The sequence below is a fragment of the Geodermatophilus sp. SYSU D01105 genome (genome assembly GCF_054050095.1).
In genome coordinates this window covers 39693-62876 of the sequence record NZ_JBJGYR010000024.1, presented here as the reverse complement: position 1 = coordinate 62876, position 23184 = coordinate 39693, and the positions used below count along the sequence as shown (strand labels likewise).

At 73.7% G+C, this 23184-nt stretch carries 22 protein-coding genes and 1 riboswitch; of the genes, 11 read left to right on the top strand and 11 right to left on the bottom strand.

Annotated elements, in window-relative coordinates:
• Nucleotides 1-33 precede the first annotated feature (33 nt).
• From hflX to ACI79I_RS20350, 3 genes are all read left to right on the top strand, one after another.
• Nucleotides 34-1530, top strand: a complete 1497-nt coding sequence (gene hflX, locus ACI79I_RS20360) for a GTPase HflX (RefSeq protein ID WP_456994133.1) — start codon at nucleotides 34-36, stop codon at nucleotides 1528-1530.
• Nucleotides 1531-1597: 67 nt separating this feature from the next.
• Nucleotides 1598-2347 (top strand): phosphatase PAP2 family protein, encoded by a 750-nt coding sequence (locus ACI79I_RS20355; RefSeq protein ID WP_456994132.1) that lies wholly within the window; start codon nucleotides 1598-1600, stop codon nucleotides 2345-2347.
• Complete coding sequence (locus ACI79I_RS20350; RefSeq protein WP_456994131.1) at nucleotides 2319-3368, top strand: hypothetical protein; 1050 nt, start codon at nucleotides 2319-2321, stop codon at nucleotides 3366-3368. Before ACI79I_RS20355 ends, ACI79I_RS20350 begins: the two co-directional genes overlap by 29 nt.
• Before the next feature lie 19 nt (nucleotides 3369-3387).
• On the opposite strand, the gene lexA is transcribed toward ACI79I_RS20350, so the two are convergent.
• On the bottom strand, nucleotides 3388-4140 hold the full coding sequence (gene lexA, locus ACI79I_RS20345; RefSeq protein ID WP_456994130.1) for a transcriptional repressor LexA: 753 nt from the start codon (nucleotides 4138-4140) through the stop codon (nucleotides 3388-3390).
• A gap of 203 nt (nucleotides 4141-4343) precedes the next feature.
• On the opposite strand from lexA, the gene ACI79I_RS20340 reads away from it, so the two are divergent.
• From ACI79I_RS20340 to ACI79I_RS20320, 5 genes are all read left to right on the top strand, one after another.
• Nucleotides 4344-4985 carry a LysM peptidoglycan-binding domain-containing protein gene (locus ACI79I_RS20340; RefSeq protein WP_456994129.1) on the top strand — a complete coding sequence of 214 codons (642 nt, stop codon included), beginning with the start codon at nucleotides 4344-4346 and terminating at the stop codon, nucleotides 4983-4985.
• A gap of 135 nt (nucleotides 4986-5120) precedes the next feature.
• On the top strand, nucleotides 5121-5732 hold the full coding sequence (locus ACI79I_RS20335) for a hypothetical protein (RefSeq protein ID WP_456994128.1): 612 nt from the start codon (nucleotides 5121-5123) through the stop codon (nucleotides 5730-5732).
• A gap of 384 nt (nucleotides 5733-6116) precedes the next feature.
• Nucleotides 6117-6674 carry a transcriptional regulator NrdR gene (gene nrdR, locus ACI79I_RS20330; RefSeq protein WP_456994127.1) on the top strand — a complete coding sequence of 186 codons (558 nt, stop codon included), beginning with the start codon at nucleotides 6117-6119 and terminating at the stop codon, nucleotides 6672-6674.
• Nucleotides 6675-6754: 80 nt separating this feature from the next.
• Nucleotides 6755-9622, top strand: coding sequence for a vitamin B12-dependent ribonucleotide reductase (locus ACI79I_RS20325; RefSeq protein ID WP_456994126.1), 2868 nt, complete (start codon nucleotides 6755-6757; stop codon nucleotides 9620-9622).
• A gap of 340 nt (nucleotides 9623-9962) precedes the next feature.
• Entirely contained in the window at nucleotides 9963-10277 is a 315-nt protein-coding gene (locus ACI79I_RS20320) for an STAS domain-containing protein (protein WP_456994125.1), read from the top strand.
• On the opposite strand, the gene ACI79I_RS20315 is transcribed toward ACI79I_RS20320, so the two are convergent.
• From ACI79I_RS20315 to ACI79I_RS20295, 5 genes are all read right to left on the bottom strand, one after another.
• Nucleotides 10233-10673 carry an ArsR/SmtB family transcription factor gene (locus tag ACI79I_RS20315; protein ID WP_456994124.1) on the bottom strand — a complete coding sequence of 147 codons (441 nt, stop codon included), beginning with the start codon at nucleotides 10671-10673 and terminating at the stop codon, nucleotides 10233-10235. The two genes, ACI79I_RS20320 and ACI79I_RS20315, sit on opposite strands and share 45 nt — an antisense overlap.
• A 247-nt stretch (nucleotides 10674-10920) precedes the next feature.
• On the bottom strand, nucleotides 10921-12009 hold the full coding sequence (locus ACI79I_RS20310; protein WP_456994123.1) for a LysM peptidoglycan-binding domain-containing protein: 1089 nt from the start codon (nucleotides 12007-12009) through the stop codon (nucleotides 10921-10923).
• Between the two features lie 2 nt (nucleotides 12010-12011).
• Nucleotides 12012-12173, bottom strand: a riboswitch (cyclic di-AMP (ydaO/yuaA leader).
• A 254-nt stretch (nucleotides 12174-12427) separates the two neighbouring features.
• Nucleotides 12428-12931: a VOC family protein gene (locus ACI79I_RS20305; RefSeq protein ID WP_456994122.1), complete on the bottom strand. Its 504-nt coding sequence runs from the start codon at nucleotides 12929-12931 to the stop codon at nucleotides 12428-12430.
• Nucleotides 12932-12958: 27 nt separating this feature from the next.
• Nucleotides 12959-13291 carry a GNAT family N-acetyltransferase gene (locus tag ACI79I_RS20300; protein WP_456994121.1) on the bottom strand — a complete coding sequence of 111 codons (333 nt, stop codon included), beginning with the start codon at nucleotides 13289-13291 and terminating at the stop codon, nucleotides 12959-12961.
• Nucleotides 13292-13389: 98 nt separating this feature from the next.
• The gene (locus tag ACI79I_RS20295; protein ID WP_456994120.1) at nucleotides 13390-13839 is read right to left on the bottom strand and encodes a hypothetical protein; all 450 of its coding nucleotides are present in this window, start codon (nucleotides 13837-13839) and stop codon (nucleotides 13390-13392) included.
• Nucleotides 13840-14070: 231 nt separating this feature from the next.
• Here ACI79I_RS20295 and ACI79I_RS20290 point away from each other — a divergent pair, with 231 nt between their 5' ends.
• A complete protein-coding gene (locus tag ACI79I_RS20290; protein ID WP_456994119.1) occupies nucleotides 14071-15177 on the top strand; it encodes an NDMA-dependent alcohol dehydrogenase in 1107 nt (368 codons plus the stop codon).
• Between the two features lie 112 nt (nucleotides 15178-15289).
• On the opposite strand, the gene ACI79I_RS20285 is transcribed toward ACI79I_RS20290, so the two are convergent.
• Entirely contained in the window at nucleotides 15290-16282 is a 993-nt protein-coding gene (locus tag ACI79I_RS20285) for a hypothetical protein (RefSeq protein WP_456994118.1), read from the bottom strand.
• Between the two features lie 31 nt (nucleotides 16283-16313).
• Nucleotides 16314-17660: an SLC13 family permease gene (locus tag ACI79I_RS20280; RefSeq protein ID WP_456994117.1), complete on the bottom strand. Its 1347-nt coding sequence runs from the start codon at nucleotides 17658-17660 to the stop codon at nucleotides 16314-16316.
• Between the two features lie 194 nt (nucleotides 17661-17854).
• Here ACI79I_RS20280 and ACI79I_RS20275 point away from each other — a divergent pair, with 194 nt between their 5' ends.
• Entirely contained in the window at nucleotides 17855-18622 is a 768-nt protein-coding gene (locus ACI79I_RS20275; RefSeq protein WP_456994116.1) for an IclR family transcriptional regulator, read from the top strand.
• A gap of 154 nt (nucleotides 18623-18776) precedes the next feature.
• Here the strand turns inward: ACI79I_RS20275 and ACI79I_RS20270 are convergent, their stop codons facing one another.
• Together ACI79I_RS20270 and ACI79I_RS20265 are read right to left on the bottom strand one after the other, a co-directional pair.
• Nucleotides 18777-20048 (bottom strand): MFS transporter, encoded by a 1272-nt coding sequence (locus ACI79I_RS20270; protein ID WP_456994115.1) that lies wholly within the window; start codon nucleotides 20046-20048, stop codon nucleotides 18777-18779.
• Between the two features lie 360 nt (nucleotides 20049-20408).
• A complete protein-coding gene (locus ACI79I_RS20265) occupies nucleotides 20409-21428 on the bottom strand; it encodes a LacI family DNA-binding transcriptional regulator (protein ID WP_456994114.1) in 1020 nt (339 codons plus the stop codon).
• 132 nt (nucleotides 21429-21560) lie between these two features.
• Here ACI79I_RS20265 and hisD point away from each other — a divergent pair, with 132 nt between their 5' ends.
• The gene (gene hisD, locus ACI79I_RS20260) at nucleotides 21561-22883 is read left to right on the top strand and encodes a histidinol dehydrogenase (RefSeq protein ID WP_456994113.1); all 1323 of its coding nucleotides are present in this window, start codon (nucleotides 21561-21563) and stop codon (nucleotides 22881-22883) included.
• 86 nt (nucleotides 22884-22969) lie between these two features.
• Here the strand turns inward: hisD and ACI79I_RS20255 are convergent, their stop codons facing one another.
• Entirely contained in the window at nucleotides 22970-23131 is a 162-nt protein-coding gene (locus ACI79I_RS20255; protein WP_456994112.1) for a hypothetical protein, read from the bottom strand.
• Nucleotides 23132-23184: the final 53 nt, after the last annotated feature.

Below are 23184 nucleotides of genomic sequence, written 5' to 3'. Positions count from 1 at the left end.
CCCCGGCAGGTGGGGCGTGCCACGCTGGACACGATGACGACAGCACAGGACCGCGCCGCGATCGACGGCGCCGGGGACCGGGCCCTGCGGGCCGCCCCCGAACCGGCCGAGGAGGCCACCCGTCCCGCGCCGGCCCGGCAGTGGGACGAGCCGGAGGAGACGACCGGCTCCTACGACCTCGAGGCACGCGGCGCCCTCCGCCGCGTCGCGGGCCTGTCCACGGAGCTCGCCGACGTCACCGAGGTCGAGTACCGCCAGCTGCGCCTGGAGCGCGTCGTGCTGGTCGGCGTCTGGACCGAGGGGACGCAGGCCGACGCCGACCGTTCCCTGGCCGAGCTCGCCGCGCTGGCCGAGACCGCGGGGTCGCAGGTCCTGGAGGCGGTGAGCCAGCGCCGGGACAAGCCCGACGCGGGCACCTACGTGGGCTCGGGCAAGGCCGCCGAGATCCGCGACATCGTCGCCGCGGCCGGCGCCGACACCGTCATCTGCGACGGCGAGCTGACGCCGGGCCAGCTCAACGCGCTGGAGAAGATCCTCAAGGTGAAGGTGGTCGACCGGACCGCGCTGATCCTCGACATCTTCGCCCAGCACGCCTCCAGCCGTGAGGGCAAGGCGCAGGTCGAGCTGGCCCAGATGCAGTACATGCTCCCGCGGCTGCGCGGCTGGGGTGAGTCGCTGTCCCGGCAGGCCGGTGGCCGGGTCGCCGGTGGTGGCGGCATCGGGACCCGCGGTCCGGGTGAGACCAAGATCGAGACCGACCGGCGGCGCATCCGGGCGCGGGTGAGCAAGCTGCGGCGGGAGATCGCCGGCATGGCGACCGCGCGGGCCACGCAGCGCAGCAGCCGCGGGCGCAACGCCGTCCCCAGCGTGGCGATCGCCGGCTACACCAACGCCGGCAAGTCCAGCCTGCTCAACCGGCTCACCGGCGCCGGTGTGCTGGTGGAGAACGCGCTGTTCGCCACCCTCGACCCGACGGTGCGCCGGGCCACCTCGCCCGACGGCCGCGAGTACACGCTCACCGACACCGTCGGCTTCGTGCGGCACCTGCCGCACCAGCTGGTCGACGCCTTCCGGTCGACGCTCGAGGAGGTGGCCGCCGCCGACCTGCTGCTGCACGTCGTCGACGGCTCCGACCCGGACCCGCTGGGGCAGATCGACGCCGTCCACGTCGTCCTCGGCGAGATCGACGCGGCGGCGGTGCCGGAGCTGATCGTGGTCAACAAGGTCGACGCCATGAGCGAGGACGACGTCCTCACGCTGCGCCGGGCGCTGCCGGGTGCGGTGTGGGTGTCCGCGCGGACCGGTGAGGGCATCGAGCAGCTGCGCGACATCGTCGCCGCGCGGCTGCCGCGGCCCGACGTCGACGTCGAGGTGCTGGTGCCCTACGACCGCGGTGACCTGGTCGCCCGGGTGCACCGCGACGGCGAGGTCCTCCGCGAGGAGCACGAGGCCAGCGGGACCCGGCTGACCGCCCGGGTCGACGGAGCACTCGCCGCCACCCTGGAGGGTTTCGCCGTCCCGGTCGGCTGACCGGGACGGCGCGCCCGCGTCGGTCGTCCGAGGTCACGATCGGGTCACGTCCCGGTACCGTGAGGGCGTGACCAGCGGCGCGGTGCGGCGGCGTCCGGGCGAGCACCCGCCGGACGGCCAGGTCGTGGCCGCCCCCGCCGAGCGGGTGGTCTCCGACGGCCGGCCGTCGTGGTGGCTGCTGGTCCTCGCCCTGCTGGTCACCGTCGCGGTGACCGCGGACCTGCTCAGCCGGGGTGTGCTGGAGCGGATGGACCTGCGGGTCTCCGAGGTGGTCAGTTCCTGGCAGCTCAAGGAGTCGGCCGCGTACTGGCCGGTGTGGGCGGTGACCCAGCTGGGCGGGCGCGGCTTCATCCTGATCGTCCTCGCGGTCCTGACCGGTTATCTGGTGTGGCGGCGCCAGACCGCCGTGCCGCTGCTCAGGGTGCTGGTCGCGCTCGCGCTGCTCACCGCCGTCGTCTACGGCTTCAAGTACGGGACCGGGCGCACCGCACCCGCCTACCCCGGGTCGTTCTTCCACCGCGACGGCCAGTCCTACCCGTCGGGGCACGTGGCCAACGCGGTCCTGATGTGGGGTGTCGCCCGGTGGCAGGCCGTGGAGTTCCGGCTCGCCGCGGGCGTGCAGCGGGTCTTCCGGCTGCTCAGCGTCTTCGGCCCGGTCGCCACGGGGGTGGCCATGGTGTCCCTCGACTTCCACTGGGTCACCGACGCGGTGGTCGGGGCGGCGGTCGGCATCCTCCTGCTGGGCGTGGTCCACGCACTGGACGCAGTGCTGCTGTCACGCTGGGTCGGTGCCCGAGCTGCCCACCCGCCCGCGTAGCGGCACGTCGCGGCGGCACCTGGCCGCGGGGACGGTCCTCGCGCTGACCGCCGTCCTCGGTGCCGTGCAGCCCGCCTCAGCCGAGGAGGCCGCGGCGCCTCGCACGCAGTGCCAGGTCACCGACCCCCGGCTGGCGGAGCTCTCCGGCCTCGTGGTCGTGGACGACCGCATGCTGGCCGTCAACGACGGCGGGGAGCGGCTCGACGTCCACGTCCTGGACGCCACCTGTCAGGTGGTCGACGTGCGCAGCGCGCCGGTCGACCCCTATGACCCCGAGGACCTCGCGGTCGGCGCCGACGGGACGGTGTGGCTGGCCGACACCGGCGACAACAACGGCACGCGGGAGACGGTGGCGCTGCTGGCCCTGCGGCCGGACGGCAGCACCGCGGTGTACCGGCTGGCCTTCCCGGAGGGGCCCCGGGACGTGGAGGCGCTGCTCCTCGCGCCGGACGGCACGCCCTACCTGGTGACCAAGGAGGTGCTCGGCGCCAGCTCGGTGTACCGCCCGGTGAGCGCGCTCGTCGACGCCGGCACGGTGGGCCTCACCGAGGTGGCGGGTGTCGAGTTCACCCTCACCGGGACCCCGGGCGGCCCGGTCGGTCGCGCCGGGCAGCTCATGGTCACCGGGGGAGCGGTCTCGGCCGATGGCCGGTTCCTGGCCCTGCGGACCTACACCGACGCCTACGTCTGGCCGCTGTCGGGTTCGGACGTGGCGGGTGCGCTGGCCGCCGACCCGGTCCGGCTGCCCCTGCCCGCGTCACCGCAGGGTGAGGCGGTCAGCTTCACCGCCGACGCCTCGGGCCTGGTCGTGACCAGCGAGGGACTGCCCGCCGACGTCACCGTCGTCCCGTTGGGCCAGCTCCCGAGCGCCGCCGCACCGTCGGCGTCGGAGGACGGCTCCCTCCCTGACCTGCTCAGCACCGACGACGGCGGCATGCCGGCGATCGCGGCGGCCGCGATCGCGGCCGTGGTCGCCGCGGCCCTGGTGTGGGTCGGCGGGAGGCTGCGCCGGCGCTCCTGAGCCCGGCCGGCGCCTGTGGTCAGACCCGGCGCAGCACGGTGACGACGCGACCGAGGATGGTCGCCTCGTCACCCGGGATGGGCTCGTAGGCGGGGTTGTGCGGCAGCAGCCACACGTGGCCGTCACGACGCTTGTAGGTCTTGACCGTTGCCTCGCCGTCGATCATGGCGGCCACGATCTCGCCGTTCTCGGCCGTCGGCTGCTGGCGCACCACGACCCAGTCGCCGTCGCAGATGGCCGCCTCGACCATCGAGTCGCCGGCGACCTTGAGCATGAAGAGGGTGCCCTCGCCGACCAGTTCCCGGGGCAGCGGGAAGACGTCCTCGACCGCCTGCTCGGCGAGCACCGGGCCACCGGCGGCGATCCGGCCGACGAGCGGGACGTAGGTGGGGGCCGGCGCCTCGTCGGTGCCGGCCGGGGTGGCGGTGGCCACGAGCTCGCCAGGTGCGTCGCCGGGCAGGCGGACGTCGAGGGCCCGGGGCCGGTTCGGGTCGCGGCGCAGCCAGCCCTTCTTCTGCAGGACCGTGAGCTGGTGGGCCACCGAGGAGGCCGAGGACAGGCCGACGGCCTCACCGATCTCGCGCACCGAGGGCGGGTAGCCCCGGCGGTCGATGGAGTCGCGGATGACCTCGAGGACGCGCCGCTGGCGCTGGGTCAGGCCGTCCCCGGCCTCGCTCCGGTCGGGGAAGGTCCGCACGGCCGCCGTCTCGGTGGCCGCCGGCGCGCCGGTCGTCCTCCGGCGGCTCCCCGACGTCCCGCTCTTCTCCGCCACCGTCGCCTCCTCGCCGGCTGCTGTCGCAGCACGTCTCGTCGTTCGGGACCGACCGTAGCGTGCCGGGGTCCCTCGATCAAACAGGTGTTCGAACTGCAGGCCAGGGCGCGATGGCGTTCGTCGGACCCATCCGGTAGACATCGCACAGCCGTTCGAATCGAACAGGCGTTCGACGGCTCGGGTGAGCGGTGGGAGGAGTGGTCGTGGCGGGCGTGCGGCAGGCGGTGCTGGACTTCGACGACGCGGTGCAGGTGCCCTGGCGGCCCCGGCTCCGTGCGGTCCCGGTGGCCGACGACGGTGCGACCGGGCGCCGTCCACGGCCTCCGGTGTCGCGGGCAGCCGTGTCCCGGGTCGGCGCCTGCCGGCCCGAGTCGGTCCGGGCGGCCGACGACGGTGCGGCCGGGCCCGTCGGCTCGTCGGCCACCCGGCCGGGTCCGGCGCGGCCCGGGCAGGCGCGCCCGGGCCCGGCCCGGCCGGCGGGGGCCGCGGTGCCCGGTCCCCCCGCGGGGCGGCCCGTGCGCGGCGGGTGTGGCCGGGTGCGGCGCCGGCCGGGTCCGGGGGTGCGGCTGACCCGCAGGGCGCGCCGGCTGGCGGTGGTCCTCGCGCTGGGGGTCGGCGTGGCGCTCGGGTCCTGGCTCGGACCCCTCGTCGCCGGTGACACCGGCGACCTGCGGCTGGTGGGGGAGCGCAGCGTGGTCGTCCAGGCGGGGGACACGGTGTGGTCCATCGCCGCGGACTTCGCCGGGCCCGACGAGGACGTCCGGGCCGTGGTCGACGTGATCGAGGAGCTCAACGAGCTCGACGGTGCCCGGGTCGTGCCGGGGCAGGTCCTCCTGCTGCCCTGAGGGCATCGTGGCCCCTCCTCCGGGTCCCGCGCGCCACGGGGCCAGACAGCGACAAGGGAGGGCGGTCAGGTTCGTCAACCCTCCGTACGGAGTCGCTGACGCTGAGTGGTCAGAGAGTCACCTAACGTCAGAGGCGTGTCGCGGATGTCCGGAGGCCGAGCAGCGGTCTTCACCCAGCAGTCCCAGGCCGTCGAGGTGTCCGTGGCCGGCGCCTGGTTGCCGGGGTCGATCCTCGGCTGGCGTCACGACGTCGGCGGATCGTGCGAGGTGTGGGTCCGGCTGACCGTCGCAGGCGGTGTGCGCGAGACCTGGGTCGCGCTGTGCGACCTGCGGCTGCCCGAGTCGCCCGTCGTGGACGCGCCGCCTCCCGCCGGACACAGGAGCGACGCCGCCGCGCCGATCCTCGACCTGGCCCGCGCCGCCGCCCGCGAGCGGCTGGTCGCCAGCGTGCTCGGCACCCCGGAGCGAGCGGCGTCCGGCGTCCCGCCACAGGGACGTCGCCGCCGCCGCCACGGCGGGGACGTCACCGCGGAGTTGCCGGCGCTCGATGCCGGCCTCGCCGGGCGCCACCGGGCACCGGCCGGAGCCGGGCGACACCGGGCCGCGGACGACGACACCCGCGTCGGCCTCACGGCGGTCGCGGTCCCGCCGCGTGCCGAGGTCGACTGCCTGACCCGCCCCCTCCGGCTGGGTGAGCGCGTGCCCCGTCCGCGCCTGCCCCGTCCCGAAGGCGCCGTCCGCGCCTGAGGCCCGGCCACCCGTCGGGGGCCGCGTTCCGACGCGCCCATACACCGCTCCGCCACCGCCGCGCGACCCCGGCAGGGCGTGTCGCGGCGTGTTGCCGTGGCGGGTGGGGCAGCAGGGCGCCCCTGGTCACGGCCGTGTCTCGAGGGCGTGTCTCGGCTTGCAGATCTTGTGTTGCCGGGCCTAGGGTTCCCCTACATCTAGTAGTTGCACCGTTGTAAGCCCGTCCACAGCCGGTCCTCAGGTTCTCCCCGGGACGTCCACCGGATGTCCCCAGGAGGGTCCACAACCGGCCTCCCGGCTCGGGTGCCCGGCCGCTCCGCGGTCGCCGCGCCGGCCGGGCGGGCGGGAGCGCGACGGACCACCACGAGGGGAGGGGGAGCCGCGATGCGTTGCCCCTTCTGTCACAACCCCGACAGCCGGGTCATCGACTCGCGCGAGGCCGACGAGGGGGCCACCACCCGGCGGCGCCGGTCGTGTCCCGCGTGCGGCCGGCGGTTCACCACGGTCGAGGAGGCCGTCCTCGCCGTGGTGAAGCGCAGCGGTGTCAGCGAGCCGTTCAACCGGACCAAGGTGGTGGCCGGCGTCCGCCGGGCCTGCCAGGGCCGGCCGGTCGACGAGGACCAGCTGCAGCAACTCGCCCAGCAGGTGGAGGACGCGATCCGCGCCACCGGCGCGGCGGAGGTCCCCAGCCACGAGGTCGGGCTGGCCATCCTCCGGCCGCTGCGGGAGCTGGACGAGGTCGCCTACCTGCGCTTCGCCAGCGTCTACCGCGCCTTCACCTCGCTCGAGGACTTCGAGAAGGAGATCACCGAGCTCCGGGCCCGGCACGTCGCCGCCGGGACCCCGCCGCTCCCTGGCATGCAGGACACCCCTCCGGCCGTGCGCCGGCGGGGGAGTGGGCGGGGCCAGGCCGCCTCCACCGGCAGCGCCGCCGGCACCTGAGAACTGTCAGCACCACCCGATAGAACAAGTGCGGCTCTCTTCCCCAGCCGCCTTGCCCACCGCAACAGAGGGAGAGCTCCGTGACCGAGACCGAGGATCGCTTGACCGGCCGCACGCGTCGCGCCGCCAAGGCGCCGACCCGGGGGAAGGGCCTGAAGGTCAAGCGCGTCTTCACCACCGCCGGTGTGCACCCGTACGACGAGGTCACCTGGGAGCGTCGTGACGTCGTCATGACCAACTGGCGGGACGGCTCGATCAACTTCGAGCAGCGTGGCGTGGAGTTCCCCGCCGAGTGGAGCATCAACGCCACCAACATCGTCACGACGAAGTACTTCCGCGGCGCCGTGGGCACCCCGCAGCGGGAGAGCAGCCTGCGCCAGCTGATCGACCGCGTCGTGCTGACCTACGGCCAGGCCGGCCGCGAGCACGGCTACTTCGCCACCGAGGGCGACGCGGAGATCTTCGAGCACGAGCTGACCTGGATGCTGCTGCACCAGTACTTCAGCTTCAACAGCCCGGTGTGGTTCAACGTCGGCACCAGCGCGCCGCAGCAGGTCAGCGCCTGCTTCATCCTGGCCGTCGACGACACGATGGACTCGATCCTGAACTGGTACCGGGAGGAGGGGCTGATCTTCAAGGGCGGCTCCGGCGCCGGCCTGAACCTCTCCCGGATCCGCTCGTCCAAGGAGCTGCTCTCCTCCGGTGGCACGGCCTCCGGCCCGGTCTCCTTCATGCGCGGTGCCGACGCCTCCGCGGGCACGATCAAGTCCGGTGGTGCCACCCGCCGCGCGGCCAAGATGGTCGTCCTCGACATCGACCACCCCGACATCGAGGAGTTCATCGAGACCAAGGCGCGCGAGGAGGACAAGATCCGCGCGCTGCGCGACGCCGGGTACGACATGGACCTCGGCGGCAAGGACATCACCAGCGTCCAGTACCAGAACGCCAACAACTCCGTCCGGGTCTCCGACGAGTTCATGCGCGCGGTCGAGGACGGCACGGAGTTCGGCCTGCGCGCCCGGCTCGACGGGTCGGTCATCGAGACCGTCGACGCCAAGGGCCTGTTCCGCAAGGTCACCCAGGCCGCCTGGGAGTGCGCCGACCCGGGCATCCAGTACGACGACACGATCAACGACTGGCACACCAACCCCGAGACCGGCCGGATCAACGCGTCCAACCCGTGCTCGGAGTACATGAGCCTGGACAACAGCTCGTGCAACCTCGCGTCGCTCAACCTCATGAAGTTCCTCAAGGACGACGGCACGTTCGACTCGAAGAACTTCGTCAAGGCCGTCGAGCTGGTCATCACCGCGATGGACATCTCGATCTGCTTCGCGGACTTCCCGACCGACCCCATCGGTGAGACCACCCGCGCCTACCGCCAGCTGGGCATCGGCTACGCCAACCTCGGCGCCCTGCTGATGGCGACCGGTCACGCCTACGACTCTCGTGGCGGCCAGACCCTGGCCGCGGCGATCACCTCGCTGATGACCGGCACGGCCTACCGCCGCTCGGCGGAGCTGGCCGGCATCGTCGGTGCGTACGAGGGCTTCGCCCGCAACGCCGACGCCCACGCCCGGGTCATGCGCAAGCACGCCGCCGCCAACGACGCCATCCGTCCGGTGGGCGCCGACGACGCCGACGTGCTCAAGGCCGCGACCGCCCAGTGGCAGGAGTGCCTCGAGATCGGCACGGACAACGGCTGGCGCAACGCCCAGGCCTCCGTGCTGGCCCCCACCGGGACCATCGGCTTCATGATGGACTGCGACACGACCGGCATCGAGCCGGACTTCTCGCTGGTCAAGTACAAGAAGCTGGTCGGTGGCGGCTCGATGCAGATCGTCAACCAGACCGTGCCGCGGGCCCTGCGCAGCCTGGGCTACCAGGACGAGCAGATCGAGGCGATCGTCGAGTACATCGCCGAGCACGGCCACGTCGTGGACGCCCCGAGCCTGCGCCCGGAGCACTACGAGGTCTTCGACTGCGCGATGGGCGAGCGGGCCATCTCCCCGATGGGCCACGTCCGGATGATGGCCGCGGTGCAGCCGTTCATCTCCGGTGCCATCAGCAAGACGGTCAACATGCCGGAGACGGCGACCGTCGAGGACGTCGAGAACATCTACTTCCAGGGCTGGAAGCTCGGCCTCAAGGCGCTGGCCATCTACCGCGACAACTGCAAGGTCGGCCAGCCGCTGTCCGACGCCAAGGCCAAGAAGGCCGACACGACGGCCGCGGCCGCCGAGGTGGCGGCTCCGGCGGCGCTCGCCCACCCGGTGCGCAAGCGGCTGCCGAAGAAGCGGACCAGCATGACGACGTCGTTCAGCGTCGCCGGGGCCGAGGGCTACATGACCGCCGGCATGTACGAGGACGGCAGCCTCGGCGAGGTCTTCCTCAAGCTGGGCAAGCAGGGCTCCACCCTGGCCGGTGTCATGGACGCCTTCTCGATCGGCATCTCGATCGCGCTGCAGCACGGAGTGCCGCTGGAGACCTACATCCAGAAGTTCACCAACATGCGCTTCGAGCCGGCCGGCATGACCGACGACCCGGACATCCGGATCGCCCAGTCGGTGATGGACTACATCTTCCGTCGCCTGGCGCTGGACCACCTGCCGGTGGAGAAGCGGGCGAACCTCGGCATCTTCAGCGCCGAGGAGCGCGCCGCCCAGGTCTCCGGCTACGGCACCTCGGCCTCCACGCCCGAGGTCGTCGAGGAGGAAGAGGTCGACCTGGAGGCGCTGCGCACCTCCGCGCCGGCCGAGGGCCCGGCCAAGCCCGAGCCCAAGGCGGAGAAGTCGGTCAAGGAGGCGCACTCCTCGGCCGAGCTGCTCGAGCTGGTCACCGGGACGGCCACCGACGCGCCGCTGTGCATGACCTGCGGCACGAAGATGCGCCCGGCCGGCAGCTGCTACGTCTGCGAGGGCTGCGGCTCCACCAGCGGCTGCAGCTGAGAGCGAGGCTCGCCAGGACGTCCCGCGGATCCTCACGGGACGTCCCGGCGGGCTCGCCTGGGTGGTCGGTGCCGAGTGTGCTGACCGGACCCACCGGAGGTCTGCCTGCGTGGGACCTCGTCGTGCCGCCCCGGCCGCCTCGTGCGGCCGGGGCGGTCCCGTCTCGGCACCGGCCGGAGACGTGCCCGGGCCGCCGTCACCGGCCGCGTCGTGCAGGCACCGGGAGGGCGCTGCACCGGGAGCCGGTCCGTGCCTGGTGCGTCAGTGGACCCCCGCAGGATTGGCTACTTTACGATGTTCACACATCCGCGAGTGCTGCGGGGGCTGTCCGGGGGTGGGCGTGCGCGGAGGCCCCGACGGCTCGGCCAGCATCGAGACCGAGGCCGGGGGACGGGTGCTCCGGCTGCGGGGCGAGGTCGACGTGGAGGTCGTCGATCGTCTCCGACGTGAACACCCCGGTGGGCTGCCGCCGGTGGTGGCCATCGAGGCCGGCGAGGTGACCTTCCTGGACGCGGCATGTGTCGCCCTGCTGGCCGAGCTGGCCCGGGTGGCCGACCGGCAGGGCCGGACGCTCGTGCTGCGGTCCGCCTCGGCGCGGGTCGACCGGGTGCTACAGCTGACCGGAGTGGACGCCCTCTTCCAGCGGCCCGGATGACGTCGCCGTCGCTGCCCGGGTCGGGCTCTCGACCGGCGGGATCGTCGCGCCCGGTGCGTCGGGGTCCTCGAGGAGGTCGCTGAGGAGGTCTCGGGTGGAGGTCAGCTCCGTGACCAGCAGCTGCCGAGCCACCGCCAGCAGCTGCGAGGTCCTCGGGTCGCGCAGCGAGTAGCGCACCGCCGAGCCCGAGCGGTGGGCGATGACGACCTGAGCCCGCCGGAGCACCGCGAGCTGTTGCGAGAGCTGTGACATCTCCACCTGGAGCTGGGTCGCCAGTTCCCCGACGGTCCGCTCGCCCTGCGTCAGCTGCTCCAGGACCAGCACGCGCAGGGGATGACCCAGGGCCTTGAACAGATCGGCCTTCGCAGCGGCGATCGGGACATGGCGGTAGGGCACGTCCCGGACTCTACGGGCCGCCGATCCGCCGGGGTCCCGCTCCCGACGGGTGCCACCCGGGTGGGGGGCAGTCGGCCCGGCCGGGCCGCATCCCAGGGCGCGGACGGCAGCGACCTGCCAACTCGCGGACGGCAGCGACCCCCGCCCGCGGACGGCAGCGACCCCCGCCCGCGGACGGCAGCGACCCCCCACCCGCGGACGGGTGGGGGGGCGCTGCCGTGGTGCCGGGGACCCGGGATCGGAGGGGTCAGCCGCGGTAGTTCACGTGGACGTGGTCGAAGTGGTTCGCCGTCACGCCGCCACGGTCCTCCATGGCCTTCCAGGTGCCGGTCGGCGAGGTCAGGATCCGCTGCTGCCAGATCACGTACTCGACGCCGAGCTCGTCCCAGTGGTCGACCTGGTACTGGGCGATGGCGTCCCCCAGGGCGGCGTCGGACAGCACCATGTAGTCCAGGGCCAGCCCGGACGGGTGCCCGTGCGGGTCGACCGCGCTGCCGCGGGTGCCGCCGATGGTGATGCCGGCGGCGCCGGGCACGTTGCTGACCACCGCGTCGGCGGCCGCCTGCGCCTGCGGCCGCACGGCGCCGGCGCTGTTGGTGATCTGCGCCGTCGTGGGCGCAGGTGCCGGAGCGGCCGGGGCGGCGGCAGCCACGGGGACCGAGTTGCCGACGGTGCCCACCTCGACGGGGGCGACGGCGGCCTGCGCGGCACCGGCGACCAGCAGCACCTGACCGGGGAAGATCAGGGTCGGGTCGCTGCCGATGACGCCGACGTTGCGCTGGTACAGCTCGCGCCAGGGCTGGTGGAACGTGGTGGCGATCTCGGCCACCGTGTCGCCGCGCTGGACCGTGTAGACGTCCGACGGGGCGGCGGTCGGGGCCGGAGCGGCCTCCGGGGCCGGGGCGACAGCCGGCGCTGCGGGAGCGGCGGCCGGCGCGGGGGCCGGCGCCTCGACAGCGGCCGGCGTGGTGCCGTCGGCCAGCTGCTTGCCGCAGGTCGGCCACGCGCCGATGCCCTGCCCGGCGAGGACCTTCTCGGCGATCTCGACCTGCTGCGCCGGGGTCGCGAGGTCCGCGCGGGGGGCGAGGTCGGTCCCGCCGTAGCCGGCCCAGGTGGACTGGCTGAACTGCAGCCCGCCGTAGTAGCCGTTACCGGTGTTGATGCTCCAGTCGCCGCCGGACTCGCACTCGGCGACGCCGGTCCAGTCGTGGGTGGTGGCGGCGGATGCCGGGGTGCTCAGGACGCCGAGTCCGACGACGGTGGCCCCTGCCGCGACGGGGGCCTTGGCGATGACCTTCTTGGTCCGGACATAGCGCGGCGCACGGTGCTTGGCCATGGGTGATCTCCGATCACCGCCGGCGAGGTGAGCTGTCGGGTTCGGACGATCGGTGCCCGGCCGCGGATCGCGGCTTCACCCCGAGGCGCGCCCGGCCGTTCGGCCGGAGCGCCGTGGAACGTGGGTCCCCCACCCCTGCCCTGAGGTTCTGGAGACGGCTACCGGTGGGCAGGGTTTGGCGGACCGGCGCCACGCTCCCATCTGCGGAACGCAGCCAAAACGTTACGTTGGGTCATGTGAACTGTCGCCGTGACGGTCGTCACGTGGTGGTGTGCGTGGGGAGGACGTGCAGGTCGGGGCAGGAGCGCTCCGCGGACGTGCTCTCCGGCACAGGGTCCCGGCGGCGGCCGCGGCTCCCGGCGGCGGCCGCGGGTCCCGGCGACAGCCTCGGGAACGGTCCGGCCGCCGCCGGGGTCGGTCACAGGACCTGGTGGCCGTACATCTCCCCGAGCGGGTCGGCGATCAGCTCGATGCGGGCGCCGTCGGGGTCGCGGAAGTACACCGACACCCCGCTGTGCACCTCGTGCGGCACCCCGGCGTCGGTCAGCCGCCGCACCAGCTCCTGCCAGCGCTCGGGGTCGACGCTGATGGCCATGTGGTGCAGCCCGCCGAGCACCTCGGCATAGGGGCCGACGTCCAGGCCGGGGAAGTCGAAGAAGGCGATGAGGTTGCCGTTGCCGATGTCGAAGAAGAAGTGCGAGGAGCCGGGGTAGTCGCGGTTCTCGATCAGCTCGGTCAGCGGGAAGCCCAGGACGTCCTGGTAGAAGCGCACGGTCCGCTCGACGTCGCTGCTGATCAGGGCGGTGTGGTGCAGGCCGCGGGCGGTGGTGGCGGGGCGCTCGCCGGCCGGCCGCAGGTGTGCGGCGCGGATGCGCGCCCGCTCGGCCTCCAGCGCAGCGGGGTCGGGGGCGGTCGTCGTCATCGGGGTGCGTCCTCTCGGGTCGGGGCGTCAGCGGTCGGCGGAGGGGGCGAGCCGGAACTGCTCCCGCCGCTCGGCGGGCACGAGCTCGAGATAGGCGGGGTGTCGCTGGATGTAGCCGCGGATGAACGGGCAGAACGGCAGGACGGCGTGGCCCGCCGCCCGCGTGGCGTCCAGGGCGCCGCGGGCCAGCACCGAGCCCAGCCCCCGGCCCTCGAAGGCCGGGTCGACGACGGTGTGGGTGAAGGCGACCGACGACGCGGTCCGCCGGTACTCGGCGAAACCGGCGACCTGGCCGTCCACCCGCACCTCGAAACGTCCGGCCCCGGGCACGTCCACCACCACCGGCTCGTTCTCGGGCATCGCACACCGGTCCTCTCGGTCGACGGCAGAGTCTTGCAGGCGGGGACCGGCGCGCACGCCGATCCCCGCCGGCGACCGAGGAACGCGACTCGGGCGGCTCAGGAACCGGCGGCCCGCGGCCTGGGGACGATCGGACCCGGTCCGACCCGTCCCTCCATCAGGCAGGTCGTCCCGGCGGCCCGCGTCCGTGCGCCCTCGATCCGCCGCCGGGCCTCCTGCACCAGCGTGCCGTCCTGCCGGGGAGCGCAGACCAGGATGGGCCGGTGCGCCCGGACGGCGGGGTGGGCGAAGGCCTGCTCGACCAGCTGGGCGCTCAGCGGGTCCGGCAGGTCGGGGCCGTCGGCCCAGAACTCCACGACGACCTCGCCGTCGGGCTCCCACACGTGCGCCTCCGCGACCGCCACGGCGGACATCACCACGGTGACCCCGGTCGGTTCGACGAGCAGCTCCCAGCGCCGTCCGTCGGGTGTGCCGCCCGGGATGCGGCGGGGGCGGGCGAGGGCGGTGGGGGCGGTCCTGGGGCGGGGCGGCTGCGCGGCAACGGTCAACGCGGTGCTCCTCGGGACGGGTGTCGGGTGAGCCGTCTCCACGGTGCCGAGCGCGCGGTGCCCAGCGCAGGGCCGTTGGTCCCGGAATCGGCGGTCCACCTCCGGCCGGGGCCGAGCGCGGGGAGGCCCGGGCCGGTGCGGCAGGGTGTCCCCGTGGCCGACGGTGCCACCGGAGGCGGTGCGCGGGACGCGGTCGTCGCGCCGTCCGGACCCGAGGCGAGGAGACGGTGCATGAGGACGCGGGGAGCCGTGCTGCGGGGACCCGGCGACTGGGAGGTCGTCGACCTGGAGGTCCGGGACCCGGGCCCGGGTGAGGTCCTGGTCGACATGGCCTACGCGGGCCTGTGCCACTCCGACGAGCACCTGAGGTTCGAGAGCGCCCGCTACCCGATCGTCGGCGGGCACGAGGGCGCCGGCGTCGTCCGGGCGGTCGGTGGGGGCGTGACCGGCCTGGAGCCCGGCGACCACGTGGTGACCGCCTTCCTCCCCACCTGCGGCCACTGCCGCTGGTGCGCGTCGGGCCGGTCCAACCTGTGCGACCTGGGCGCGACCATCGCCACCGGCCGGCTCCCCGACGGCAGCTGGCCGTTCACGCTCGACGGCGAGCCGCTGGGCGGGTACTGCATGGTCGGCGCCTTCGCCGAGACCTCGCTGCTCTCGCAGTACTCGTGCGTCCGGATCGAGCGGCGCCACCCGCTGGACGTCGCCGCGCTCATGGCCTGCAGCGTGCCGACCGGCTGGGGGTCCGCGGTGAACGCCGGGCCGGTGCGGCCGGGCGACGTGGTCGTGGTGGTGGGCACCGGCGGGGTCGGCTGCAACGCCGTCCAGGGGGCGGCGAGCGTGGGGGCCCAGCACGTGGTCGCCGTCGACCCGGTCACCTTCCGCCGGGAGTTCGCCCGGACGCTGGGCGCCACGCACGCCGTCGCCACGACCGAGGAGGCCGCGGCCCTCTCCCGGGAGCTCTCGCGGGGCACGGGCGCCGACGTCGTCATCGTCACCACCGGCGTCACGGACACCGGGATCATCGCCGGAGCGCACCGCTGCCTGAGCAAGGGCGGCACGCTGGTGCTCACCGGGCTGGCCGACCACACGCTGGAGAAGACGGTGAGCCTGCCCGGCAACATCGTCACCGTCTTCGAGCAGCGCGTGCAGGGCGCCCTCTTCGGCATGTGCAACGCCCACCGGGACATCCCGCGGCTGCTGCGCCTCCACGAGGAGGGCCGGCTCCGGCTCGACGAGCTCATCACCCGGCGGTACGCCCTCGACGAGATCGAGCAGGGCTACCGGGACCAGCGCGAGGGCACGACCATCCGCGGGGTCCTCCAGCACCGGCACTGAACGCACGAGCGCCCCCGGCCCGCTCGGGCCGGGGGCGCTCCGCGCACGTCAGACCACGCGCACGTCAGACCACGCGCACGTCAGACCACGCGCACGTCAGACCACGCGCACGTCAGATGACGAACGCGGCCAGCGACTCCGGGGCGAAGAGCTCCTCGGGCTCGTACCGCCGGGGGGAGAGCCCCTGCTCGGCGTGGTAGCGCAGGAACGTCTCGAGCGTGGTCCGGTTGGGCTCGAGCCCGTAGGGCCACCAGTCCTCGCCGAGGGCGGCGCGGGTGCGCTCGACCTCGGCCCACAGCCACGGCAGGGCGTAGCGCAGGGCGGCGGTCTCGCCGATGCCGGCCAGGCCGACGTCCTTGGCCGTCGCGCAGGCCTTGACCAGCTCGCGGGCCAGCCAGCGGTGCTGCTCGTAGACCTCCCGGCGGATCACCAGCGTGTGCATGATCGGGAAGATGCCGGTCCGGGCGGAGTACTGCCGCTCGACCTCCGCGGGGTCGGCGAACAACCGCCGGATCCCGCCGCCGCCCGGGGTGTTGAACGGGCCCGGGTTGCGGGCGCTGTAGACCGCGTCGAGCTCCCCGTCGAGGAGCAGCTGGGACAGCGTGTCGGCCGGGCCGATCGGGGACACCTCGACCCCCGGCGGCAGGTCCAGCCGGACCTTCTCCGTCCGGCCCGGCTCGTCGAGCCCGCCGGTGCGGTAGCGCACCGACTCCACCGGCAGGCCGTGGTGCTCGGCGAGGGTGCCGCGGATCCACACCGAGGCGGTGATCTGGTACTCGGGCACCCCGACGGTCGCGCCGGCGAGCTCGGCCGGGTCCTTGAGGTCGGAGTCCTCGCGGACGTAGATCCCGCTGTGCCGGAAGGCCCGGGAGGGGAAGACCGGCACCGCGACGAAGGGCGCGCCCTTGCTCAGCGTCATGACGTAGCTGGACAGGGACAGCTCGGCGATGTCGAACTCGCCGAACTTGAGCATCCGGAAGAACGTCTCCTCGACCGGCAGGTCCAGGAAGTTCAGCTCCGCGCCGCCGACGCGGACGGTGCCGTCGCGCAGCGGCTGCATGCGGTCGTAGGCCTGGCAGGCCATCGTGAACACGGGCGCGGCCATGGGTCGCACTCCTTCCGTGGGTGAGTGGGAGTCAGCCCAGCTGGGCCGGCAGGACGAACAGCAGGACGGCGGCCAGCGGCGCGACGACGATCATCGCCAGGCCGAAGGTGAGCAGCTTCCGCGACACCGAGCGCTGCTGGTCCTCGGGAGCGCTGGCCACGACCAGCGCGCCGACGGAGGAGAAGGGGCTCGCGTCGACGACCGTCGCCGACAGCGCGATGGCGATCAGCAGCGCCGTGGGGGACAGGTGCCCCAGCGCCATCAGCGGGATCGCGAGCGGCACGATCGCGCCGATCACGCCGGTGCTGGACGCGAAGGCGGACACCAGCGCGGCCACCCCGCACAGCAGCAGCGCGCTGACCACCGGGGAGCCGACGCCGGCGACGCCCTCGCCGATCCGGGTGATCGTGCCGGCGCGGTCGAGCACCTCGATCAGCGTGACCAGCCCGCAGACGAGCAGGATGACGTTCCAGCTGATGTGGGCGGTGTTCTCCTTGCGCGGGAACACGGTGTGCACCACGACGGCGGCGACGATCGCCAGCATCCCGATGTCCAGGTCGAACACCAGCGAGCCCACCGCGACCAGTGCGATCGCGACCAGCGTGGTGACCCGGGCGGCGTCGAGCCGGGGGCGGACCGGCGCGGGAGCCGCCGTCCGGACCGCGGTCGCCGCCCCGCCGGCGCCCGTCCCCGCCGTGGGGGCGGACTCCAGCGGGCTGCCGGTGCCGTCGGCCGGGCTCCCGGGCGCGCGGACGGCGTCGTCCAGCCGCTCGCCGGTGGCGCGCAGGCCGCCCATGACGAGGTAGACCACGACCGCGAGGACGACGTTGAAGGCCAGGGTGCCCAGCCACAGGGTCACCGGGCTGACGTCGAAGCCCTCGCTGGCCACGGCCTCGTTGGCGATGATCCCCAGGGTCGACAGCGGCGAGAAGGTGCCCGCCCCGACGCCGGTGACGACCATCAGGCCGGCCAGCAGCGGGCGGATGCCGAACTCGCGGGCGAGGCTGATGCCGATCGGCGCCATGATCCCGGCCGCCGCCTGACCGGGGGCCCCGGCCGAGGTGACCGCGGCGGTGACGGCGAACAGCAGCAGCGGCACGACGCGCGCGTTGCCGCGCACCAGGCGGGCCATCGACATGACCAGCCACTCCGTCGTGCCGTTCGCGGCGGCGACGGAGAACAGGTAGGTGATGCCGAACAGCAGGATGAACAGGTTCGCGGGGAACCCGGAGAGGATCGTGGGGAGGTCCTCCCCGAGCGCCAGCGTGCCGAGGCCGAAGGCCCCGACCAGCGCGAGGGCGCCGATGTTGACCGTGCTGACGGTGCCGACGAGGAACACCACGAGCAGCACGACGACAGCGAGTACGTCGATGGACACGTCAACTCCGCGGACAGGGTCCGGACACTCCGGACGGCAAGGGGGAGACGGGGCGGGCGAGGGCCCGCACCCGGGGTCGTCGTGCCGGGGACCACCTCCCCGGCCGCTGTAGGACATGGGACCCGGATCACTGTGTCCCCGACAACAGTCCTCCCTATAGTCGAGAGAACTCGCGGGAGAACGACGGAGGTCGGGTGTCCGACAAGGAGTCGCGCAGCGTCGCGTCGAAGGTCTGCGCGGTGCTCGACGCGATCGGTGCCGCTCCCGCCGGGCTGTCGGCCACCGAGGTCGGCCGGCAGACCGGCATGCCGCTGTCGACGGCCCACCGGCTGGTGCAGACGCTCGCGGCCTGGGGCGGCCTGGAGCGCCAGCCCGACGGCCGGTACCGCGCCGGGCTGCGGTTGTGGGAGGTCGCCGCGACGGCGCCGCGCGCGAGCGCCCTGCGGGACACCGCACGGCCGTTCCTCGAGGACCTCTACGAGGCGACCCAGCAGAACGTCCAGCTGGCCGTGCGGGACGCCGGTGCGGCCCTCGTCGTGGAGCACTTCGCCACGCGGTCGGCGATCCCGACGGCGACGCGCATCGGCGGCCGGTTGCCGCTGCACGCCAGCGGTGTGGGTCTGGTCCTGCTCGCGTGGGCGCCCAAGGAGGAGCAGGACGCCGTCCTCGCCGGGCCGCTGGAGCGGTTCACGCCGCGCACCGTCACCGAGCCCGGCCGGCTGCGCCGGATCCTCGCCGAGGTGCGCCGGTCCGGCGTGGCCGTGGCCACCAGCACGATGCCGCTGCCGGCGCTGGCCGTCGCCGCGCCGGTGGTCGGCCGCGGTGGGGTCGTCGTGGCCGCCGTGTCGGTCGTCGTCCCCCCGGAGGACACCTCGGCGCCCAGCTACGTGCCCGCGGTCATCGCCACCGCCCGCGGGGTGTCCCGCCAGCTGGCCGGCGTCCCGGTGGCCCTGCGCCGGTGACCCCGGCCGTCACCGCCCCCAGTGGGCAGCCCGGCCGCCGCTGGACCCCGGTGCCGGGCCGGCGCCGCGAGGGCCCGCCGGTGGTGAGGTCGCGTGACCTCACCACCGGCGGGCGGGATGGGGTGCAGCCGGTCGGGTCGGCTGGGCGCCGAGCTCAGACCCGGGCCGGCGCCGGGATGTCGTAGGACTCCTCGGCCAGGCTCCGCCGATGGGACTCGCGGGCCAGGAAGAAGGTGACGGTCGCGATCAGCGACGTACCCGCCACCAGGGCGACGACCGGCCACGCGCTCCCGTCGGCCCACACCACCAGGGATGTCGCCAGCAGCGGGGTGAACCCGCCCAGCAGCACGGACCCCGCCTGGTAGCCGATCGAGACCCCGCTGTAGCGCAGCGACGGGCGGAACAGCTCCGCGTAGAACGCAGCCAGCGGGCCGTACACCGCGGCGTGGCCGGCCACGAGGACGACGGTCAGCCCCAGCGTGATCATGACCGCGTCGCCGGTCTCGGCCAGCCGGAACATCGGGTAGGCCGATGCGGCGAGGAAGAGCCCGCCCCAGATCATCACCGGACGCCGGCCGACCCGGTCGGACAGCCGGCCCCAGAACGGGATGGCGAGCACGTCCGCGGCCGCGGCGATGACGACGGCGGCGAGGACCGCCGACTCGTCGGCCCCCGCGTAGTCGACCAGGAAGGCGATGATGAACACCGTGTAGATGTAGTAGTTGCCCGCTTCGGCGAACCGGGCGAAGAACGCCACGACCAGCTCCCGCGGGTGCCTGCGCAGCACGTCGACCAGGGGGCTCTTGTCGGTCTTCCCGTGCTCCTTGACCTCGCTGAAGTTCGGCGTCTCGGCCAGTCGGAAGCGGATGTACATGCCGACCCCGGCCAGCACCACGCTCAGCAGGAACGGCACCCGCCACCCCCACGCGTCGAACTGGTCGTCCGGCAGCAGCGAGAACAGCGCGAACGCCCCCGTGCCCAGCACCAGGCCGGCCGGGACGCCGGTCTGGGGCATGGAACCGTAGAACCCGCGCCTGCGGTCGGGGGCGTACTCCACCGCCATCAGCACCGCGCCGCCCCACTCCCCGCCGACGGCGAAGCCCTGGACGAGTCGGAGCAGGATCAGCAGCGCCGGCGCCCAGATCCCGATCTGCGCGTAGGTGGGCAGCAGGCCGATGAGCGCTGTGGCCACGCCCATCACGGTCAGCGTGAGGACGAGCATGGCCTTGCGACCGAGCTTGTCGCCGTAGTGCCCGGCGACCAGGCCGCCGAGCGGGCGGGCCAGGAAGCCCGCGGCGAACGTGCCGAACGCGGCGACCGTACCGGTGGCCGGGTCGAAGTTCGGGAAGAACTGCGAGCCGAAGACGAGCGCGGCCGCAGTGCCGTAGATCGTGTAGTCGTACCACTCGATGACGCTGCCGATCACGCTCGACGTCAGCACCCTGCGGCGTGACGACTGCGGAACGGACTCCGTCGTGCCCGTGGGGGTGTGCATGCCGGTGACTCCCTCTGAGGTCGGCCGGTGGTCTCCGGTGCCGGCGAGGACCGGCCGGCAGTGAGGCGGAGACCCGAGACGGGTGTTCGCCTGCGGACCGGCCGGAACGCGCGGTTGGGCCGGCCGGTGTGGTGCTCGCACGAGGTTTGCATGCGTATGCATCGCGGGTGTAGACGACGGTAGGCAGGCCGGGTCCGGGTGTCAAGGCCGACCTGTGGTGGGGGTCACCGCCATCCGCCGGCTCTCGACGGGGAGCGGCGGGCGGCCGGACGGGCGTCCCTGCCGCATGGGTCAGGTGCGGGGCGCGTCCCGGGACGGCGGCGCCGCGTGCGAACCGCGCCGGACGGCCTCGACCGGCAGCACGACCCGTTGGTGGTACTCCCCGGGCACGGCGATCCGCTTGAGCAACAGCTCAGCAGCCACCGCGGCCAGCCGGGGCAGGTCGCAACGGACCGTGGTGAGGTCGAACCGCGCCCACGAGGCGAGGCTGATGTCGTCGAAGCCCACGATGGTGAGGTCCTCGGGTACGCGCAGGCCGGTCCGCTCCGCGGCGTCGTAGGCGCCCAGTGCCAGCACGTCGTTGGCGCAGAACACCGCGGTCGGTCGCGGCCCGCCGCGGCCCAGGAGTTCGATGAGCCCCTCCCGGCCCTCGTCGAACCCGAAGGGGCCGTGCACGGTCGAGCGCTCGGGCAGCTCCCGGCCGCGCGCGGCGAGGGCCCTGCGGAAGCCGCGCTCCCGGTCGCGCCCCGTGCTCGTCCACTCGGGACCGAGCAGGGCGCCGATCCGTTCATGTCCCAGCTCCACGAGCAGGTCCGCCATCATGGTCGCCCCACGGACGTTGTCGACGACGGCCGCGTCGGCGACGACACCGTCGACCTCCCGGTTGAGCAGCACGAACGGGACGCCGCGGTCGGTGAGCGACTGGGGCAGCGTCGACTCCAGGGAGACCGTCGTGAGGACCACGCCGTCCAGGGACCCGTCGGCCAGCTCGTCGACGGTCAGCACGTCATCGCCGCGCTCGGCGTACAGGACGCTGCGGTAGCCCGCCTGCTCCAGTTCCCGCTGCAGCGGTCCGACGAGGTTCGGGTAGAAGGGGTTGGTCAGCTCGGCGGCCACGACCCCGATGCGGCGGGTCCGCCGGGTGGCCAGCCCCCGGCCCAGGTGGCTGGTGACGTAACCGAGCGTGGCTGCCGCCTCCTCCACGCGCCGCCGGGTCTCCGGCGCCACACTGGGTTCTCCGCGTAGCGCTCTGGACACGGTGGGCTGCGACACGCCGGCGAGTCGAGCGACGTCGAAGCTCGTTGCGGGCATGCGCTCCTCGCCTGTGACCAGTGACTGTGCTGGTGATGAGCGTACCGGGGCCGGCCGCCGGGGCGCCCTTGACACTGCATGCGTATGCAGACACGCTCGTCACATCCCCGGACCACCCCACAGGAGGACCGCATGACCAGCACAGTGCTCAAGGCCGCCACCGGGTCGGCGGGGGGCCTGGCGCCCGCCCCCGCGGTGCGCGAGACCGTCGCCGGCGTCATCGAGGACATCCGGCAGCGCGGTGACCAGGCCGTCCGCGAGTACTCGGAGAAGTTCGACCACTGGGCGCCGGAGAGCTTCCGCCTGGCGCCGGAGCAGGTCGAGGAGATCATCGCGGGCGTTCCCCAGCAGGTGATCGAGGACATCCGCACCGTGCAGGGGAACGTGCGTGCGTTCGCTCAGCACCAGCTCGACTCGATGCAGGAGTTCGAGGTCGAGACGGCGCCGGGGGTCTTCCTCGGCCAGAAGCACCTGCCGGTCTCGGCGGCCGGCGCCTACGTCCCGGGCGGCCGCTACCCGCTCGTCGCCTCGGCCCACATGACCGTGCTGACCGCGAAGGTCGCCGGCGTCGAGCACGTGACGGCGTGCACGCCGCCGATCCGGGGAGAGATCCCGGCCGCGACGGTCGCGGCCATGCACCTGGCCGGCGCGGACGACATCTACCTGCTCGGCGGTGTGCAGGCCGTGGCCGCGATGGCCCTCGGGACCGAGACGGTGCCGAAGGTGGACATGCTGGCCGGCCCGGGCAACGCCTTCGTCGCCGAGGCCAAGCGGCAGCTGTTCGGCGAGGTCGGCATCGACCTGTTCGCCGGGCCGACCGAGATCCTGGTCATCGCCGACGACTCCGCCGACCCGTTCGTCGTGGCCGTCGACCTGTTGAGCCAGGCCGAGCACGGGCCGGACTCACCGGCGATCCTCATCTCCACGAGCGAGGACGTCGCCCGGCAGGCGATCGCGCAGGTCGAGCGGCTCCTCCCGGAGATGCCCACCAAGGACTTCGCCGAGCCGGCCTGGCGGAACCACGGTCAGGTGCACGTCGTCGACACCATCGAGGAGGCCTTCGCGCTCGCCGACGAGTTCGCCTCCGAGCACGTCCAGGTGCTCACCGCGGAGCCGCGCCGGGCACTGGAGGAGATGCGCAACTACGGTGCCCTGTTCCTCGGCGAGGGCACGTGTGTCTCCTACGGCGACAAGGTCATCGGGACGAACCACACCCTGCCCACCCGGGGGTCAGCCCGGTACACCGGTGGCCTGTGGGTGGGGAAGTACCTGAAGACGGTGACCTACCAGGAGGTCCGCAACCGCGAGTCCAGTGCGGCGCTGGGCGAGCTGTGCGGCCGGGCCAGCCGGGTCGAGCTGTTCGAGGGGCACGCCCGCTCCGGCGACGTCCGTGCGGCCAAGTACGCGGGCGCGCCCCTGCCGTGGGCGCCGGAACAGTACGCCGTCAGCCGCTGACGCCGGAGGGGACCTGCCGGTCCCGAGCCGACGAGCCGGGTGGTGGTGGCCTCCTTCGCCACGGCCCGGCTCGTCGGCCGGTCGGGTCAGAGCCGGTTCTTCTGCTTCCCCCAGCCGAACGCGGCGGTGAGCACGAAGAACACCAGGCCGACGACCGCGAGCCAGAACAGCCCCTTCACGACGGCGCCGATGACGGTGATCACCAGCCAGACGACCAGCAGGAGTCCGAGGAAGCGGAGCACGGTCATCTCCCGAGAGGTCGGCGGCGGAGACTGTCGTCCCCGACCCTAGGCCCTGACCG

Excerpts from the sequence above, each read along its gene's own strand:
- hflX (WP_456994133.1), top strand. The coding sequence starts at position 34 with ATGACGACAGCACAGGACCGCGCCGCGATCGACGGCGCCGGGGACCGG.
- nrdR (WP_456994127.1), top strand. The coding sequence starts at position 6,117 with ATGCGTTGCCCCTTCTGTCACAACCCCGACAGCCGGGTCATCGACTCG.
- ACI79I_RS20310 (WP_456994123.1), bottom strand. The coding sequence starts at position 12,009 with ATGGCCAAGCACCGTGCGCCGCGCTATGTCCGGACCAAGAAGGTCATC.
- ACI79I_RS20305 (WP_456994122.1), bottom strand. The coding sequence starts at position 12,931 with ATGACGACGACCGCCCCCGACCCCGCTGCGCTGGAGGCCGAGCGGGCG.
- ACI79I_RS20300 (WP_456994121.1), bottom strand. The coding sequence starts at position 13,291 with ATGCCCGAGAACGAGCCGGTGGTGGTGGACGTGCCCGGGGCCGGACGT.
- ACI79I_RS20290 (WP_456994119.1), top strand. The coding sequence starts at position 14,071 with ATGAGGACGCGGGGAGCCGTGCTGCGGGGACCCGGCGACTGGGAGGTC.
- ACI79I_RS20285 (WP_456994118.1), bottom strand. The coding sequence starts at position 16,282 with ATGGCCGCGCCCGTGTTCACGATGGCCTGCCAGGCCTACGACCGCATG.
- ACI79I_RS20265 (WP_456994114.1), bottom strand. The coding sequence starts at position 21,428 with ATGCCCGCAACGAGCTTCGACGTCGCTCGACTCGCCGGCGTGTCGCAG.
- hisD (WP_456994113.1), top strand. The coding sequence starts at position 21,561 with ATGACCAGCACAGTGCTCAAGGCCGCCACCGGGTCGGCGGGGGGCCTG.
- ACI79I_RS20255 (WP_456994112.1), bottom strand. The coding sequence starts at position 23,131 with ATGACCGTGCTCCGCTTCCTCGGACTCCTGCTGGTCGTCTGGCTGGTG.